Source organism: Streptomyces verrucosisporus (assembly GCF_017114865.1).
GTDB lineage: Bacteria > Actinomycetota > Actinomycetes > Streptomycetales > Streptomycetaceae > Streptomyces > Streptomyces fenghuangensis.
The window spans coordinates 183,195-197,458 of the sequence record NZ_JADEYH010000003.1 but is presented as its reverse complement, the minus strand read 5'-3'; the positions used below and the strand labels follow the sequence as shown (position 1 = coordinate 197,458).

At 70.9% G+C, this 14,264-nt stretch carries 9 protein-coding genes; 8 read left to right on the top strand and 1 reads right to left on the bottom strand.

Annotated elements, in window-relative coordinates:
• Positions 1-58: 58 nt before the first annotated feature.
• Together IQ279_RS06585 and IQ279_RS06580 are read left to right on the top strand one after the other, a co-directional pair.
• Positions 59-1,612, top strand: a complete 1,554-nt coding sequence (locus IQ279_RS06585; protein ID WP_241027691.1) for a glycosyltransferase family 87 protein — start codon at positions 59-61, stop codon at positions 1,610-1,612.
• Positions 1,613-1,714: 102 nt separating this feature from the next.
• Positions 1,715-3,064 (top strand): MFS transporter, encoded by a 1,350-nt coding sequence (locus tag IQ279_RS06580; protein ID WP_206347361.1) that lies wholly within the window; start codon positions 1,715-1,717, stop codon positions 3,062-3,064.
• On the opposite strand, the gene IQ279_RS06575 is transcribed toward IQ279_RS06580, so the two are convergent.
• Positions 3,036-4,520: a CCA tRNA nucleotidyltransferase gene (locus IQ279_RS06575; RefSeq protein ID WP_372445085.1), complete on the bottom strand. Its 1,485-nt coding sequence runs from the start codon at positions 4,518-4,520 to the stop codon at positions 3,036-3,038. The two genes, IQ279_RS06580 and IQ279_RS06575, sit on opposite strands and share 29 nt — an antisense overlap.
• Positions 4,521-4,784: 264 nt before the next feature.
• Between IQ279_RS06575 and IQ279_RS06570 the strand changes: the two genes are divergently transcribed.
• The 6 genes from IQ279_RS06570 to trxB all read left to right on the top strand — a co-directional run bounded on the left by IQ279_RS06570 (position 4,785) and on the right by trxB (position 14,245).
• Complete coding sequence (locus IQ279_RS06570) at positions 4,785-7,184, top strand: DUF6049 family protein (RefSeq protein ID WP_206347360.1); 2,400 nt, start codon at positions 4,785-4,787, stop codon at positions 7,182-7,184.
• Positions 7,185-7,239: 55 nt separating this feature from the next.
• Positions 7,240-9,474 carry a murein biosynthesis integral membrane protein MurJ gene (gene murJ, locus IQ279_RS06565; RefSeq protein ID WP_206347359.1) on the top strand — a complete coding sequence of 745 codons (2,235 nt, stop codon included), beginning with the start codon at positions 7,240-7,242 and terminating at the stop codon, positions 9,472-9,474.
• Positions 9,475-9,609: 135 nt separating this feature from the next.
• The gene (locus IQ279_RS06560; RefSeq protein WP_206347358.1) at positions 9,610-11,367 is read left to right on the top strand and encodes a protein kinase family protein; all 1,758 of its coding nucleotides are present in this window, start codon (positions 9,610-9,612) and stop codon (positions 11,365-11,367) included.
• Positions 11,368-11,422: 55 nt separating this feature from the next.
• Complete coding sequence (gene sigM, locus IQ279_RS06555) at positions 11,423-12,154, top strand: RNA polymerase sigma factor SigM (protein ID WP_206347499.1); 732 nt, start codon at positions 11,423-11,425, stop codon at positions 12,152-12,154.
• The gene (locus IQ279_RS28960) at positions 12,151-13,119 is read left to right on the top strand and encodes an anti-sigma factor family protein (RefSeq protein ID WP_505011407.1); all 969 of its coding nucleotides are present in this window, start codon (positions 12,151-12,153) and stop codon (positions 13,117-13,119) included. Before sigM ends, IQ279_RS28960 begins: the two co-directional genes overlap by 4 nt.
• A gap of 127 nt (positions 13,120-13,246) precedes the next feature.
• Positions 13,247-14,245, top strand: a complete 999-nt coding sequence (trxB, locus tag IQ279_RS06545) for a thioredoxin-disulfide reductase (protein ID WP_206347357.1) — start codon at positions 13,247-13,249, stop codon at positions 14,243-14,245.
• Positions 14,246-14,264: the final 19 nt, after the last annotated feature.

Below are 14,264 nucleotides of genomic sequence, written 5' to 3'. Positions count from 1 at the left end.
GCGGGCCACCGCCTCGCGTATCGCATGCCCGGATCCGCCATACGGCAGGATGTGGCTCATGACGAGCGCGCACCAGGAGCAGCAGGCACCGGTACGGCCCACCGTCCAGGACGAGGTCTCCGCCGCGGGCAGTGAGCTGATCGGCGGGCCGATCGGCAGGCGTGCGCTGACCGGAGGGTCCTGGTGGACGCCGGTACGGGTCGTGCTGCTGGTGATGCTGGGGATGTTCGCGCTCGGCATGGTACAGAAAGCGCCCTGCTACGAGAGCGGCTGGTTCCGCGGGGCGACCAGCCAGTATGTGCACGCCTGCTACTCCGACATCCCGCACCTCTACACCGGTCGCGGCTTCGCCGCCGATCTCACGCCGTACTTCGACCGCATCCCCCAGGAGATCTCCGGCGGGATGGAGTATCTGGAGTACCCGGTGCTGACCGGGGTGTTCATGGAGGTGGCGTCCTGGTTCACACCGCAGGGCGGCGAGATGATGCAGCGGCAGCAGATCTACTGGATGGTCAATGCCGGGATGCTGATGATCTGCGCCGCCGTCCTGGTGGTGTGCGTCGCCCGTACCCACCGGCGGCGCCCGTGGGACGCACTGCTGGTCGCACTCGCCCCGGCCCTCGCGCTCACCGCGACGATCAACTGGGACCTGCTGGCGGTGTCCCTGACCGCCGCCTCGATGCTGATGTGGGCGCGCGGCCGCCCGTTCGCCTCGGGGGTGCTGCTGGGGCTGGCGACCGCCGCCAAGTTCTATCCGTTTCTGCTGCTGGGGCCGCTGCTGGTGCTCTGCTGGCGTGCGGGGCGCCGGCGGGCGTTCGGCGCGGTGCTGGGCGGAGCCGTGACCTCCTGGCTGGCGGTGAACCTGCCCGTCCTGCTGCTCGCCCCAGAGGGCTGGGGGAAGTTCTACGCCTTCAGTCAGGAACGGAACATCGACTTCGGGTCGTTCTGGCTGCTCATCTCGCAGCGCACCGGCAACCCGCTGGAACATGCCAACACCTACGCCACGCTGCTGGTACTGCTGGGCTGTGCGGCGATCGCCCTGCTCGCCCTGTGCGCACCGCGCCGTCCGCGTTTCGCGCAGCTCGCCTTCCTCGTGGTCGCCCTGTTCATCGTGACCAACAAGGTCTACTCGCCGCAGTACGTGCTGTGGCTGATCCCACTGGCCGTCCTGGCCCGGCCGCGCTGGCGCGACTTCCTGATCTGGCAGGCGTGCGAGGTGATGTACTACCTCGGCATCTGGTTCTATCTGGCCTACACGGGCAGCGGTGACGACCACCATGGGCTGCCCACCGAGGGCTACCAGTTCGCGATCGTGCTCCATCTGCTGGGCACGCTGTATCTGTGCGCCGTGGTGGTGCGGGACATCCTGCTGCCGGACCGGGATGTGATCCGGCGGGACGGCTCCGACGACCCCGCCGGGGGCGTCCTCGACCACGCACCCGACGTCTTCGTTCTCGGCTCCCGAAGGCATCACCACCCGGTTCTCCTCGGCCCGCAGAGCCCTCAGACCCATCAAGACCCTCAATCCCCTCAGGAGGCTCAGGTCTCCAGGGACCAGCCGGTGCGATGGGGACCCCACACCGGCGGGTATGGCCGGTCCGGCAGGGAATGACGCTCGCCGATCCCTGCGGTGTTTCACGTGAAACACCGCAGGGATCGATCGCTCTCGGGGGCGCTGCGCCTCCCCACCGGGCAGGTGTGTGAGGCTGACCGCATGGCTGTTGTGCGTGATCTGCGCGTGCTTCTGCGCTTCTCCGGCTTCCGCCGGCTGCTGGCGGTACGGCTGCTGTCCCAGTCGGCCGACGGAGTCTTCCAGGTCGCGCTCGCCGCCTATGTGGTCTTCTCCCCCGAGCAGCAGACCTCTCCCGCCGCCATCGCCTCCGCGATGGCCGTCCTGCTGCTGCCGTACTCGCTACTCGGCCCCTTCGCCGGGGTACTGCTCGACCGGTGGCAGCGGCGGCAGGTGCTGCTGTTCGGCAACCTGCTGCGCGCCGTACTGGCGAGCGCCACCGCGGCGCTGGTGCTGGCCTCGGCACCACTGTGGCTGTTCTACCTCGCCGCGCTCTCGGTCACCGCCGTCAACCGCTTTGTGCTCGCCGGGCTCTCCGCCGCCCTGCCGCATGTGGTGGACGGCGAACGGCTGGTGATGGCGAACTCCCTGTCCCCCACCGCGGGCACCCTGGCGGCCACCGCGGGAGGCGGGCTCGCCTTCCTCGTACAGATCCCCGCTCCGGACGGCGCGGGCGCGGACGCCACCATCGTGGTTCTCGGTGCCGGTCTCTATCTGCTGGGCGCCCTGGCATCGCTCTGGATCGGCCGTGGAACGCTCGGGCCGGACACGATCACCCGGGTGCGGCTGAGCGTCGCGCTGGCCGATGTCGCCCGCGGACTGGTCGCCGGGCTGCGCCATCTGGGGGAGCGGCGCAGGGCAGCCCAGTCGCTCGCCTCGATGGCGGTGTTGCGCTTCTGCTACGGCGCGCTGACGGTGATGGTGCTGATGCTGAGCCGGTACGCCTGGGGCGGTAGCGGCGGGGGAGGCAGCGGCGACGGTGGAGGCGCACTGGGCGGGATGGCGCTTCTGGGACTGGCCGTGGGCGTCTCCGGGCTGGGCTTCTTCGCCGCGGCCGTCATCACCCCCTGGGCCGTGCAGCGCGTAGGCCGGTTCGGCTGGATCGCGCTGTGTGCCGCGGGGGCGGCGGTGCTGGTGCCCGTGCTGGCGCTGCCCTTCCAGCCGGCGCCCGTACTGGGCGCCGCCTTCGTGGTGGGACTGGCGACTCAGGGCGCGAAGATCACCACGGACACGGTCGTGCAGTCATCGGTGGACGACGTCTACCGGGGGAGGGTCTTCTCCCTGTACGACATGCTCTTCAACGTCGCCTTCGTCGGCGCCGCCGGCCTGGCCGCCCTGATGCTTCCCCCGGACGGCCGTTCACCGGCTCTGGTGATGACGGTGACAGCGCTGTATGTGGCGGTGGCTGTTGCGGTGTTTCACGTGAAACACCGCAACAGCCACCGTGAGGGAAGGAGCGGTACGGTCAATCCCGACCGGCCCACCACTGCCTGAGGGCCTCGGTCGCGGCATCGCGCCCCATCGGGCCGTGCTCCAGCCGCAACTCCAGCAGGTGCCGGTAGGCCTCGCCCACCTCGGGGCCGGGGCGCAGTCCGAGGATCTCCATGATCTCGTTGCCGTTGAGGTCCGGGCGGATGGAGTCCAGCTCCTCCTGCTCCTTCAGCCGCGCGATGCGTTCCTCCAGGCCGTCGTACGCACGCGACAGGGCGTTGGCCTTGCGCTTGTTGCGCGTGGTGCAGTCCGACCGTGTCAGCTTGTGCAGCCGCTCCAGCAGCGGTCCGGCATCGCGGACGTAGCGTCGCACCGCCGAGTCGGTCCACTCCCCGGTGCCATAGCCGTGGAAGCGCAGATGCAGCTCGACCAGACGCGAGACGTCCTTCACCATCTCACCCGGGTACTTGAGCTTGGTCATCCGGGACTTGGTCATCTTCGCCCCCACCACCTCGTGGTGGTGGAAGGAGACACGCCCGTCCTTCTCGAACCGGCGTGTCCTCGGCTTGCCGATGTCGTGCAGCAGCGCCGCCAGCCGCAGGGTGAGGTCCGGGCCGTTCTCCTCCAGGTCGATGGCCTGCTCCAGCACGGTCAGGGTGTGCTCGTAGACGTCCTTGTGCCGGTGGTGCTCATCCCGCTCCAGACGCAGCGCGGGCAGCTCGGGCAGGACCCGGTCGGCCAGCCCCGTCGTCACCAGCAGCTCCAGACCGCGACGGGGCTGGTCGGCGAGGATCAGTTTGTTCAGCTCGTCCCGCACCCTCTCGGCCGAGACGATCCCGATCCGCTCGGACATCGCCGTCATCGCGGCGACGACCCCGTCCTCCACCTCGAAGCCGAGCTGGGCGGCGAAGCGGGCGGCCCGCATCATCCGCAGCGGGTCGTCGGAGAAGGAGTCCTCGGGAGTGCCGGGCGTACTCAACACCCGGCGCGCCAGATCCTCCAGACCCCGGTGCGGGTCGACGAAGGTCTTCTCGGGCAGCACGACCGCCATCGCGTTGACGGTGAAGTCCCGGCGGACCAGATCCTCCTCGATCGAGTCGCCGTAGGAGACCTCGGGCTTGCGCGAGGTCCGGTCGTACGACTCCGACCGGTACGTGGTGACCTCGATCTGGTAGTCGTCCTTGCGACAGCCCACCGTGCCGAAGGCGATGCCCACCTCCCACACCGCGTCCGCCCAGGGCCGGACCAGGGCCAGGATGTCCTGCGGCCGGGCATCGGTGGTGAAGTCCAGGTCGTTGCCGAGCCTGCCCAGCAGCGCGTCGCGCACGGAACCACCGACCAGGGCCAGGGTGAATCCGGCATCCTTGAAGCGGCGGGCCAGGTCGTCGGCGACGGGGGACACCCGCAGCAGCTCGCTCACGGCTCTGCGCTGGGCTTCTCCCAGCACCGCCGGAGGAGCCCCTCGGGTGGGCCCGTGGGCCTGCTGCTGGGGATGGCTGTCAGTGTTGGCGTTCGGCACAGCAGAACAGGGTACGTGGCCCGTCTCCCACTGGTCCTCCCCGTTGCTCTTCCGGCCCGTCGGCCGATCCCGGCTCATGACCGACGCCACGACCGACTCCGTGGTCGGCTCCATGGACGGCTCCGCGGCACTCACGGCCGGCGGGGATCGTTAGCATCTGAGTGCGTCACAGCGGCGGCAGACCAGTAGCAGGCCAGCGGCAGACCATTGGCAGATCGGCAGCACACCGGTACGGACGACCGGCGGACAGGATGGACTAGGCACGTGGCCGAGGCGGCACAGACCCCAGGGACCCCCATCGCTCCTGCCCGCCGCCGATGGGCGGTGCGCTGCACGGCCGTGCTGGCCGCCTCCCTGCCGCTGCTGACGGTAGTGGCCCCCCAGTCCCCCGCGGTGGCCGCCGCTCCATCGGCCCCCGCCGCGCTCTCGGTCCCCACCGCCGACGAGTCCCGTACGGCCTCGGTGTCCATCACCGGGCTCACCCCCTCGGCGCCGGGCAAGGGCGACACGGTCACCGTCTCCGGCCGCGTCAGCAACAGAACCTCGTCCGACATCGCCGAGGCCAGGGTCGCGCTGCGCCCCGGCGCCCGGCTGACCACGCGCAGCGCGATCGACCGCGCCGACTCGCGCACCCCCTACGTGCCCGGGGTCGACGGCGAGGAGATCGGCGGCAAGGCCACCGTGAAGATCGGTGACCTCCCCTCGGGAGCCGGTTTCTCCTTCACCCTGAGCGTGCCGGCCGACAAGCTGCCGTTCGACGAGCCCGGGGTGTACCAGCTCGGTGTATCGCTGTCGGGCCGGATGAACGGCGAGCCGTACGGACGCGTCCTGGGCATCGAGCGGGCCGTCCTTCCATGGCAGCCGTCCACGCCCGAGCAGGCCACACAGCTGACCTTCCTGTGGCCGCTGATCTCCTCCACCCACGTCACGGCCCGCACCGAGTCCGGGGACCGGCGGCGGATGCCGGTGTTCGAGGACGACGACCTCGAAGCCGAGATCGCGCCCGGCGGACGGCTCCAGCAGATGGTCGCCCTGGGCAGCAAGCTGCCGGTCACCTGGGTGGTCGACCCGGATCTGCTCGCCTCCGTGGAGGCGATGACCAACAACTACAAGGTGCTGACCGAGGACGGCCGGGAGGTCGCCGGAAAGGGCCAGGCCGACGCCCGGCGGTGGCTGCACGAACTGCGGCAGGCTGTGGAGGACGGGGAGGTCGTGGCCCTGCCCTTCGGCGACCCGGACCTCGCCTCCCTCGCCCACCGGGGCAAGAAGATCTCCGGTGCGCTCAGCCACCTGGGGCCGGCCACCGAGCTGGGCCGGATGACCGTGGAGACCACCCTGCTCACCGAGCCCAGCACCGACTTCGCCTGGCCGGTGGAGGGTGCCGTCGACCCCTCCATCGTCTCCGTGGCCACCTCGGCGGGCGCCCACAATGTCATCGCCCGCAGCGACAGCATGCGCGAACCCGCCTCCCTCAACCACACACCCACCGCCGCCCGGCCGATCGGCGGCGGCACCACCGCGATCGTGGCGGACGCCCGGCTGTCGAAGCTGTTCCAGGGGGACATGACCCGGGCCGACGACTCCACACGGGCCGTACAGCGGTTCCTGGCCCACACCCAGTCGATCACAGCGCAGCAGCCGGGCCGGCAGCGCAGCATCGTGGTGGCCCCCCAGCGGATGCCCACCGTCAGCCAGGCCCAAGTGATGGCCGACGCACTCGACACACTCCAACTCGACGGACGCTGGGCGGAGTTCGTGAGCCTGACCGAGGCCTCGGAAGCCGATCCGGACCCACGGGCCGGCCGGGAGGTACCGCGGCGGGACTCCTACCCGGCCTCTCTGCACAAGCGGGAGCTGCGAACCGAGTCCTTCGAGGAGATCCGCGCCATCCGGAACACCCTGGACGACTTCAAGAGCATCCTGTCCGAGCCGGCCCGGGTGGAGACGCCCTTCAACAGCGCGCTCCACCGCTCGATGTCCGTCTCCTGGCGCGGTGACCGCGAGGCGGCGGCGGAGTACCGGGACTCGGTGGGCGGCTACCTGGAGGAGCTGACGGGCGGTGTCCGGCTGGTCGAGAAGTCGGACATGAAGCTGTCCGGCCGCAGCGCCACCATCCCGGTGACCGTGCAGAACAAGCTCCTCCAGGACGTGGAGAACCTGGAGCTGCGGCTGGTCTCCGGACGCCGGATCGGCCTGGACGTCGGCGAGGCTCAGCCGGTCACGGTGGAGGGCGGGCACAGCCAGTCGGTGAAGGTCCCCACCACCGCCAAGGCCAACGGCCGCACCTGGGTCGAGGCCCGGCTCTACACCGAGGACGGCGAGCCCTGGGGCAAGGCGATGAGGTTCCAGGTGGAGGTCACCGAGATCACCTCCGCGGTGATGCTGGTGATCTCCGGCGGAGTCCTGCTCGTGGTGCTGGCCGGAGTGCGGATGTACACCCAGCGCAAGCGCATCGGCGAACAGCCGGACCCGGACGCCCCTCTGGTACGGCACACGGACGGACCGGAGGAGCGGGGGGACGCGGACTCCGGTGGGGAGCCCGCCGGGGAGGCCCGTGACGGGGACGGGGCCGGGGCCGGGGACGGGCAGACGGGTGACCCCGCCGGGAACACCGGAGCCGGACGTCGCGACCCCTCCGGCACGGGTGAGAAGGTGGAGCGTTGAGCGAGCTGTCGGGGCCGGGGAAGACGGCCGCGGACGATGAGGTGGGGTTGCAGCGATGAACGCGCCGTACGACCGTGACCGCGGTGATGCGCCCGGCGGCGGGGAGCCGGCCGCTCCGGGTGGCCAGGACGCGCAGGAGCGGTACCCGTACCGGCAGTACCCGTACGGCCGGAACACCCCCCAGCCCGCCCCTCAGGACGCCCATGGGCAGCCGGGGCGAGGCGGCGACTCGGCGACCGTGCGCTTCACGGGCGTGGACGACATGCTGGACGCAGGGGCGCGGGAGAGCGGGGGCCGCACCCGCGACGACGCCTTCGCCCACCTCTTCCACGACCAGCAGGCGTCCCCGTCCCAGGAGCACCGGCAGTACCCGCCCACCGGGCAGCCGGCCGGGCCGCAGGGGCAGCCGTACGACCAGGGGCAGCCTTCGGGGCCGTACGCGCCGCAGGATCCGTACACGCCGCAGGGATCTCCGGGGCCCCGGAGCCCCCACGTGCCGCAGGAGCCCTACGGGCGGCCCCCGCAGCCCGGCCCGCAGCAGCCCCCGTCCCCCGCCGCCTCCGCGCCGCAGCCGCCACCGCCACCGCAGGCGGCACCGGAACCGGAGGCCGCCGCCGCGGAACCACCTCCCGCGGCGGCGGGCAAGTCCGCCCGCCGGGGCGGCGGCATACTGAAGTCCAGCGCCATCATGGCCGCGGGCACGATGGTCTCCCGGCTCACGGGCTTCGTCCGCACCCTGGTGATCACCGCCGCGCTCGGCGCCGCGCTCCTCGGCGACGCCTACACCGTGGCGTACACGCTGCCGACGATGATCTACATCCTGTCCATCGGCGGCGGTCTGAACTCCGTCTTCGTGCCGCAGCTCGTACGCGCCATGAAGAACGACGAGGACGGCGGCGAGGCGTACGCCAACCGCCTCCTCACCCTGGTCACCGTGCTTCTCGGCGGCCTGGGCGCGCTCACCGTGCTGGGCGCGCCGCTGCTGGTGCGGATGCTGTCGGTACCGATCGCCAGTGATCCCGAGGCCAACAACGTGGCGGTCACCTTCGCCCGCTACTGCCTGCCGACGATCTTCTTCATGGGCGTCCATGTGGTCATGGGCCAGATCCTGAACGCCCGCGGCCGTTTCGGCGCGATGATGTGGACCCCGGTCCTGAACAACATCGTCATCATCACCACCTTCGGTCTCTTCATCTGGGTGTACGGCACGGCCCGGACCTCCGGGATGAGCGTGGAGACGATTCCCCCGGAGGGCGTCCGTCTGCTCGGTATGGGCACCCTGCTGGGGCTGGTCGTCCAGGCCCTCGCGATGGTCCCGTATCTGCGCGCCACCGGATTCCGTATCCGCCCGCGCTTCGACTGGCGCGGTCACGGCCTGGGCAAGGCCGCCCGCCTCGCCAAGTGGACGTTCCTGTTCGTCCTGGCCAACCAGGCGGGCGTCCTGGTCGTCACCCAGTTGGTCACCTGGGCCGGCAAGGCCGCCGACGCCGAGGGACACCCCGGTACGGGCATCCTGGCCTACAGCAACGCCCAGCTGATCTGGCAGATGCCTCAGGCCATCATCACCGTCTCGGTGATGGCCGCCCTGCTGCCGAGGATCTCCCGTGCCGCCCACGACGACGACCCGGCCGCCGTCCGCGACGACATCTCGCACGGACTGCGCACCTCGGCCGTCGCCATCGTGCCGGTGGCCTTCTCCTTCGTGGCCCTCGGCGTACCGATGTGCCTGCTGATGTACTCCTCGGCGGGCATCGACGCGGCCACCTCGATGGGCTACACCCTGATGGCCTTCGGCCTCGGCCTGGTCCCCTACTCCGTGCAGTACGTGGTCCTGCGCGGTTTCTACGCCTATGAGGACACCCGCACCCCCTTCTACAACACGGTGATCGTGGCCGTCTGCAATGCCGTCGGATCCGCTGTGGCCTTCCTGCTGCTGCCCAGCCGGTGGGCGGTCGTCGGCATGGCCGCCGCCTACGGTCTCGCATACGTCGTCGGCGTCGGTGTCGCCTGGAAGCGGCTGCGCACGAAGCTGGGCGGCGATCTGGACGGCCCCCGCATCGTGCGCACCTACGCCAGGCTCTGCGGTGCCGGCATCCCGGCCGCCCTGGCCGGCGGCGCGATCGCCTACGCCGTCGTCCGGGCCCTCGGCCCCGGCGTCGTCAGCGGTGCCGCGGCCCTGGCCGCGGGCGGCCTGGTGCTGGGCGCGGTCTTCGTTCTGGCAGCCCGGCGTATGCGGGTGGAGGAGCTGACCGCCATGATGGGCATGGTCCGCGCGAAGCTCGGCCGCTGACGGACCGGCCTTCCGAGGCCGGTCGCACAACCTTCGGTCCCACCCGTGTGTCGTGCACAGCGGCGGACTGTGGGCACAATTGTCTCTGGCTGTGTTGGGAAACAGGCTGCAACGAATGGGGAGGCGGGAGCGACGGTGGCGGAACGGAGCACGGCTGCCGTCGACGTGACCGGCGACAGCGGCGGTACGGACGGCGGGAACAAGCCGCCGACCGCCGCTGTCGAGCGGACCACGGCCGACGGTTCCACGGACCACGACGGCGATGACAGTGCGACGGCGGACGCCTCCGGCACCCCTGACACCACCGACACGATGACACCGCCCCCCGAGCCTTCCCAGGCCCCGCAGCCGCCCGAGCTGCACAGCGGTCACAAGCTCGCCCGGCGCTACCGCCTGGAGGAGTGCATCACCCGTCTGGACGGCTTCAGCAGCTGGCGAGCCGTCGACGAGAAACTGCGCCGCGCCGTCGGCGTCCACCTCCTCGCAGCCGACCACCCCCGCGCCCGGCCGGTCCTGGCCGCCGCCCGCTCCGCAGCCCTCCTCGGCGACCCCCGCTTCGTGCAGGTGCTGGACGCTGTCGAGGAGAACGACCTCGTCTACGTCGTCCACGAGTGGCTCCCGGACGCCACCCCCCTCACAGCCCTCCTCGCCTCCGGCCCGCTGCCCACCCACGAGGCCTACCAGCTCGTCACCCAGATCACCCAGGCGATGGCCGCCGCCCACCGAGAGGGTCTGGCCCATCTGCGGCTGACCCCCGGCTGCGTCCTGCGCACCGCCGCCGGCCAGTACCGCATCCGCGGCCTGGCCGTGAACGCGGCCCTGCGCGGCATCATCTCCGACCATCCCCAGCGCACCGACACCGAGGCGATCGGCGCCCTGCTCTACGCTTCCCTCGCCCACCGCTGGCCGTACGGCGAGGACGCCTACGGCCTCGGTGGCATGGCCGAGCTGACCGGCGACTCCCTCGTCCCCCCGGACCAGGTACGCGCCGGGGTGCACCGCGGGCTCTCCGAGCTGGCCATGCGTGCGATGGTCAACGACGGCGCCACGGCCTCCCGCCAGGAACAGCCCTGCACCACCCCCGAGGAGCTGGCCAAGGCGATCGCCGCGCTGCCGCGCATCCGGCCGCCCGAGCCCGAGTTCACCGCTCCGCCGCCGTACCAGAGTCCCGGCTACCGGCAGGGCGCCTATGGCGGCCCTGTGCCCCGCCCTCCCGCGGGGCCCGCAGGCGCACCCACCGTGACGACTCCCGCGGCACCCCCCGCACTGCCCGGACGCGCCGGCAGGCTGCTGAAGTGGGGCGTCTCCGCTCTGCTCATCGCCGCTCTGGGACTGGGGAGCTGGCAACTGGCCGACACCCTCCTGAAGGGCGGAGAGCCCCCGGCGCCGGACCCCGGACAGAGCGAGATCGAGCAGCAGAAGCAGCCGGAGACCGCTCCCACGGGCAGGCCGGTCGAGATCTCCCTCGCCAAGGACTTCGACCCGTTCGGGGGTGATCCCACCGAGAACAGTGACCAGGTGGGCAACGCGATCGACGGCGACGCGGGCACCTTCTGGCAGAGCATGTACTACAACAGCGCGAAGTTCGGGAATCTCAAGGACGGAGTGGGCCTGGTCCTCGACCTGGGCGAGTCCCGGCAGATCAGCACCGTCAAGGTCGGCTTCAGGGGCAGCACCTCCGTCGACTTCCTGGCGGCGGACGAGGACACCGCGCAGATGCCCGGCTCGCTGAACGGCTTCAGCAAGGTCAGCAGCGGCTCCGGAACCGAGGTGGAGCTCAGGGCCAAGAAGCCGATCAGGACGCGCTATGTCCTGGTGTGGCTCACCGAACTCCCCCTGACGGAGGAAGGCAACTACCGTGGCCGCATCACGGAGGTCGAGGTCCTCAGTTGACCTGGCGCCCGTGGGCACAGCGGACTGAGGAGGGGACCGGCTGGTGGGCGACGATATGACGGGCGGCGCCGTCGACGGCGCCGGAGGTGCGAGAAGCCCAGATGATACGGACAGAGTCGACGACCGGGAACTCCTCGCCCGCCATGTCGCCGGTGACCCCCAAGCCTTCGGCGAGATCGTGCGCCGCCATCGCGACCGGCTCTGGGCTGTCGCCCTGCGCGTTCTGAGGGACCGGGAGGAAGCCGCCGACGCCGTCCAGGACGCCTTCGTCTCCGCTTACCGAAGCGCCCATACCTTCCAGGGGCGGTCCGCGGTCACCACCTGGCTCCACCGCATCACCGTGAACGCCTGCCTGGACCGCGCACGCAAGGCGGCCGGCCGACGCACCTCGCCCATCGCCGAACCCGAACGCCTGGAACAGCTCCTGGAGCCGCACGAGTCCGCCGCCGTGCCCGCCGAGCGCCGGGACCTTCACCGTCAGCTCATCGCCGCGCTCTCCCAGTTGCCACCGGAGCAGCGGGCGGCGCTCGTCCTCGTCGATATGCAGGGCTATCCGGTCGCCGAGGCGGCCCGCGTCCTCGGGGTCGCCGTCGGGACCGTCAAGAGCCGCTGTGCACGCGGCAGGGCCCGGCTGCTGCCGCTGGTCGGCCATCTACGCTCGGAGAGTCCGGCCGGTGAATCCCGAGCGGGCGCCGGCAGAAGGAACCGGACACAGGGGGCATCCGTCCCACCGGCAAGAGGGAAACCAGGCACCGGGGCCGTGAAGGGCGGAGGTGAGCACGCATGACGTCCATGTCTTCCGCGTCGTTCGGCGCTGACGGGCATCCCGAGGTCGACGAGATCTCCGACTTCACCGAGGGGCTGCTCTCTCCGGGACGCTCGGCCGAGGTACGCGCCCATTTGTCGCTCTGCGCACTGTGCGCAGATGTACGGGCGTCCTTGGAAGAGATCCGCAGCGCACTGGGCACCCTTCCGGACCCGGCCCCGATGCCGTCAGACGCGGCAGGACGCATCGACGCCGCGCTGGCCGCCGAGGCTCTGCTCAGTGCATCCGGCCCTTCCGGCAGTGAAGCCCCGGATGCTCCGTCCTCGGCGTCTTCAGCGGACGAGCCGAACGCTGTTTCACGTGAAACGGTCCGTCCCGGCCGTCCCGCGGGCCGGTCTGCCGGTCGGCCCACGGGACGGCCGCGGGGCACCGGAGGCCCGGGAAGGGCCGGTGGCAGGCGACCGCGCCGCTGGGGCACCGCCCTGCTCGGCACCGCGGGTGCGGCAGCTCTTCTCACCCTTGGCGCGGTCTTCCTTCCGGGTGTGGGGGCGAACTCCTCCGGAGGCACGGACAAGGGTGCGGCCGTGGACGCGAACGCGGAGAGCTACCGGAGCGATCAGGCGCTGGAAGCACGCGTACGCTCCCTGCTGGCCGACAGCGAATCGGGGAAGCAGAAGCAGGAAGGTCAGGGAAGCCTGAGAGAGACGGATCCCGGCTCCCCGGACTTCAGCCTCAAGGCAAGCCCGGGATCCCCGAGTGCGCCCACGACCACCATGCCGCTGTGTGTCCGGGAGGGTGTCGGCCGTGACATGACTCCTCTGGCCGTTGGTACGAGTGAGTACGAGGGACGGCGGGCGTACATCGTGGTCCTGCCTCATGAGACCGACGGCTCCCAGGTGGAGGCCTATGTGATCGACGCCGACTGCGTCGGCGGGGAGCCCTCCGGCCCCGGCACAGTGCTGACCACCCGTACCTATCCACGCTGAGTGGTGCGCTCAGGCAATACCACGGCTGGGAATGCCTGGCTCCTAGGATTCGTTGGGCGGGATAGGCCTCCCCAAGGCGATGCTCCAGACAGGCATCGGCAACCCATCGGCAGACAAGGAAGACTCCGTGAGCGACGTCCGCAATGTGATCATCATCGGCTCCGGGCCGGCGGGATACACCGCAGCGCTCTACACCGCCCGTGCCGCCCTGAAGCCGCTGGTCTTCGAAGGCTCGGTGACCGCCGGCGGCGCGCTGATGAACACCACCGAGGTGGAGAACTTCCCCGGCTTCCGTGACGGCGTCATGGGTCCGGACCTGATGGACAACATGCGCGCCCAGGCCGAGCGGTTCGGTGCCGAGCTCGTCGCCGACGACATCACCGCCGTCGACCTGGAGGGTGAGATCAAGAGTGTGACCGACTCGGCGGGCACCGTGCACCGGGCGAGGGCGGTCATCGTGGCCACCGGCTCGGCCTACCGCAAGCTCGGCCTGCCCCGGGAGGAGGAGCTGTCCGGCCGCGGGGTGTCCTGGTGCGCCACCTGCGACGGGTTCTTCTTCCGCAACCAGCACATCGCGGTGGTCGGCGGCGGTGACACCGCCATGGAGGAGGCCACCTTCCTGTCCCGCTTCGCCGAGAAGGTCACCGTCGTCCACCGCCGCGACACCCTGCGCGCCTCCAAGGCGATGCAGGAGCGGGCCTTCGCCGACGAGAAGATCGAGTTCGTGTGGAACAGCGAGGTCGCCGAGCTCCACGAGGACGGCGGCAAGCTGTCCGGGCTGACCCTGCGCGACACCACCACCGGCGCCACCTCCCAGCTGCCGGTGACCGGGCTGTTCATCGCCATCGGCCACGACCCGCGCACCGAGCTGTTCCACGGCCAGCTCAACCTGGACGGCGAGGGCTATCTGCTCGTCGACGCGCCGAGCACCCGCACCAACATTCCCGGCGTCTTCGCCGCCGGCGACGTGGTCGACCACACTTACCGGCAGGCCATCACCGCCGCAGGCACCGGCTGCTCCGCCGCCCTGGACGCCGAGCGCTACCTGGCCGCCCTGGTCGACGCCCCGGAGAGGCACCACGCCGAGCCGGAGAAGACCGACAAGGCCGCGGCCGCCGCCGTCTGACACCAACAGCCACCACCCC